The organism is Devosia sp. (assembly GCF_017307565.1).
Taxonomy (GTDB): Bacteria; Pseudomonadota; Alphaproteobacteria; order Rhizobiales; family Devosiaceae; genus Devosia.
In genome coordinates this window covers 1-3,349 of sequence record NZ_JAFKHD010000132.1, presented here as the reverse complement: position 1 = coordinate 3,349, position 3,349 = coordinate 1, and the positions used below count along the sequence as shown (strand labels likewise).

The following is a 3,349-nucleotide window of genomic DNA, read 5'->3' as shown; positions in this document are numbered from 1 at the left end:
CTGCTCACCGGTGGCGCCGATGTGTCGCCGCAGCAATGCGAGGCGCTCTTGCGTTCGGCCACGGATAGCTGTGATCTCTACTATCAGGCTTTCCAGTTCGTCGTCTGGGCCGGCAAATCGGCCGCAGACGCGCTCAGCCATGTGATGTTCGAAACCGTGGGAGAGGCGTGATGACGAATTTGCGCTCCATCGGACCGGTCATGCTGGTTGGTGCCGGCAAGATGGGCATGGCACTGGCAACGGGTTGGCTTGAGGCGGGACTGCCGCCGACCAACCTCGTGCTGGTGGAACCGCGGCCGAGCGAAGAGACCAAGGCTTTCGCGGCCGAATATGACCTCAGGATTTATGACCATGCCGTGGGGCTCTTGCCCAATGTGCTGGTGCTGGCGGTGAAGCCGCAGATCATCGACGAGGTGATGGAAAGCCTGTTGCCGGTGATCGGGCCGCACACGCTGGTTGTGTCTATCGCTGCCGGTATTTCGCTGGCGCGACTGGCCAAGGGCGCGGGGACCGATCGGGTCGTGCGCAGCATGCCCAATACGCCGGCGCAGATCGGCAAGGGCGTTACCGGCGTCGTTGCCGGGGCTGGTGTCGACCACGACGGAAAATCTGCTGCCGAGGCGCTGCTTTCGGCGGCTGGGCTCGTCGTCTGGTTCGACAAGGAAGGTGATCTCGATGCGGTAACCGCCGTTTCGGGGTCGGGCCCGGCTTATGTGTTCAATCTCGTGGAGGCGCTGGCCGCGGCCGGCGTAGCGCAGGGACTCGACGAGCATGTCGCCATGGTGCTGGCGCGCCAGACCGTGATCGGCTCCGCCGCGCTTCTGGAAGCGGATGCAGCTTCGGCCAGCACGCTGCGGCAGAACGTGACGTCGCCCAATGGCACGACGGCGGCGGCGCTTGCCGTGCTGATGGGTGACGATGGGCTGACCCCGCTCATGGGCCGCGCGGTGGAGGCCGCACGGCTGCGCAGTGAGGAACTGGGGCGCGGCTAGTAAACTAGTCGTCGTCGCGGCTGATCTGGGCGCGCAAGGAGCGGATGCTTTCGAGCGGCGGGGCAGGGGTTTCGCTCAGGCGATCAAGCTGAATATTGGCGGCCAGCAGGTCCTGCGCCTGGCCGGAAAGCTGGAAGCGCAGGATGTGCGCTTCGGCCAGGGCGAGACCGAGCCGGGAATCGGTCGGGTCGGTTTGGCTCGCCATGTTGAGGGCCGCGATGGCGCGATTGACGAGGCGGCTGGTGCGGCGCGGATCGTCGCTGTGACGGGCCTCGCCGATCAGCAGAAGCCCGAGGCCGAGGCCGGCGGCGCGCAGGGTTTTCAGATCATCGGCGATGAGCGGATCACGCAAGATGGTCTCGTAGCACCAGATGGCTTCGACCAGTTCGCCCTGTTGCTCCAGGCGTTTTGCCTCGGAGAGATATTGACCCAGATCGAGAATTTGCTGCCCCTGCAGGCTTGGCGCCGTCTGCCAAACTGAGTCCAGAGTGCCGGACAAGGTATTGGCAGACAAGCCTTAATCGCTGCAGGCTGATCTAAAGATTCACCGTCAGATTGAGCCGGTCGAGCACGGTGTGGTCGGAGGGTTCGACCATGCTGACGAGAAACTGGCGGACCATGCGGGCGCCGTCCGGTGGCAGGGCCGCGATGGCGTCATCGATTCGGCTCGCCTGGGTGGCCGAGAGCGTGGCGAAAAGGGTGCGGCCCTTGTCGGTGGCGTAGAGCAGGCGCTGGCGGCGGTCGGCGTGACCGGTCTTCTGGGCGATATAGCCGTTGTCGATCAGCTGACGGAGCACGCGGGCGAGGCTCTGCTTGGTGATCTTCAAGATATCGAGAAGATCGGCCACCGGCATGCCGGGGCGCAGGTTGACGAAATACAGCACGCGATGGTGCGCGCGCCCAAAACCCTGGCGTTCGAGCAGCGCATCGGCATCGCCCGTAAAGTCCCGATAGGCGAAGAAGAACAGGCCCATGATATCGAGCGGCAGGCCGGTATCGTCGGGCACCGCAGAATTTATGTCAGCCTTGTTGACATTTTTTTGGCTCTCTGCCATTGTCACTCCATCGCACAGGCGTTTCGTCTTATCCCAAAGACATTCAGGTTTGCCAAGGGCATGGCCCTTGGGGCATGATCGGGGGAACGCCCGTTCGTGTGTGAACGGCAACAAGGACTTTTTGGAGAGGATCATGGCAGGCGTGCCCATGGACCAGCGTGATGGCTGGATCTGGTTCGACGGCGAACTCAAACCGTGGAAGGACGCGAAGATTCACGTGCTCACGCACGGACTTCACTATGCCAGCTCGGTATTCGAAGGCGAACGCGCCTATGGCGGCGAAATTTTCAAATCGCGCGAGCACACTGAACGCCTGATCCGTTCGGCTGCGACGCTCGATATGCCGTTCCCCTATTCGGTGGACGAAATCGAGGCCGCAAAGCGCCTCGTGCTGGAAAAGAACGGCCTTGTGGATGCTTATGTGCGTCCTGTCGCCTGGCGCGGCTCGGAAGAGCTTTCGGTGCCGGCGCGCAACAACAAGGTGCACGTGGCGATCGCCGCGTGGGTCTGGCCCAGCTATTTCTCGGTCGAGGAAAAGCTTAGGGGTATTCGCCTCGAATGGAGCAAGTGGAAGCGCCCGTCGCCGGAGACCATTCCGTCTTCGGCAAAGGCTGCGGGTCTTTATATGATCTGCACGCTCTCCAAGGACCACGCCATGGCGAACGGCTTTGCCGACGCGCTGATGCTGGACTATCGCGGCTATGTGGCGGAAGCCACGGGCGCCAACGTGTTCTTCATCAAGGGCAAGGAAATCACGACGCCGACGCCGGATTGCTTCCTCAACGGCATCACCCGGCAGACGCTAATCGCGCTGGCCAAGGAAAACGGCTTTACCGTTACCGAGCGCCACATCATGCCCGAAGAGCTGAGCCAGTTCGACGAGTGCTTCCTGACCGGTACGGCCGCGGAAGTGACGCCGGTTTCGCTGATCGGCGACTACAAGTTCACGCCGGGCGAAGGTTGCCGGACGCTGATCGATGCTTACTCGGTTGCGGTGCAGCCGAAGCAGGCGGCAGCGGAATAGGGTTTTCCGCGATTTGAGTTTTGGAGGCCGGGCAGGGATGCTCGGCCTTTTTGTTTGAGCAGAGGAACGACCCCTCACCCGGCCCTGCGGACCGACCTCTCCCCCAAGGGAGAGGTGTCGCTCCGCGACTTTGACACTCTCCTACCTCTCCCTTTGGGGTGAGCGGCCTTACTCGGCCCAGCGGTCCCTAGCGCTGTCGTCTGCGGCCTTGGCCTCAACCCATACAGTGCCGGCCGCCGTTTCTTCCTGTTTCCAGAATGGCGCGTCGGTTTTCAGGT

Annotated in this window: 4 protein-coding genes and 1 pseudogene; 2 read left to right on the top strand and 3 right to left on the bottom strand. The window is 62.7% G+C overall.

Features of this window, described 5'->3' with window-relative positions; genetic code table 11:
* Positions 1-170 precede the first annotated feature (170 nt).
* Positions 171-992, top strand: coding sequence for a pyrroline-5-carboxylate reductase (gene proC, locus J0I64_RS03680; protein WP_291406260.1), 822 nt, complete (start codon positions 171-173; stop codon positions 990-992).
* 4 nt (positions 993-996) lie between these two features.
* Here proC and J0I64_RS03675 read toward each other — a convergent pair whose 3' ends face one another.
* Entirely contained in the window at positions 997-1,506 is a 510-nt protein-coding gene (locus J0I64_RS03675; protein ID WP_291406259.1) for a hypothetical protein, read from the bottom strand.
* A gap of 22 nt (positions 1,507-1,528) precedes the next feature.
* On the bottom strand, positions 1,529-1,966 hold the full coding sequence (locus J0I64_RS03670) for a MarR family transcriptional regulator (RefSeq protein WP_291406261.1): 438 nt from the start codon (positions 1,964-1,966) through the stop codon (positions 1,529-1,531).
* A gap of 214 nt (positions 1,967-2,180) precedes the next feature.
* On the opposite strand from J0I64_RS03670, the gene J0I64_RS03665 reads away from it, so the two are divergent.
* A complete protein-coding gene (locus J0I64_RS03665) occupies positions 2,181-3,071 on the top strand; it encodes a branched-chain amino acid aminotransferase (RefSeq protein WP_291406258.1) in 891 nt (296 codons plus the stop codon).
* 168 nt (positions 3,072-3,239) lie between these two features.
* Here the strand turns inward: J0I64_RS03665 and J0I64_RS03660 are convergent.
* Positions 3,240-3,349: pseudogene (locus J0I64_RS03660) on the bottom strand (molybdenum cofactor biosynthesis protein MoaE); the annotation flags it as partial.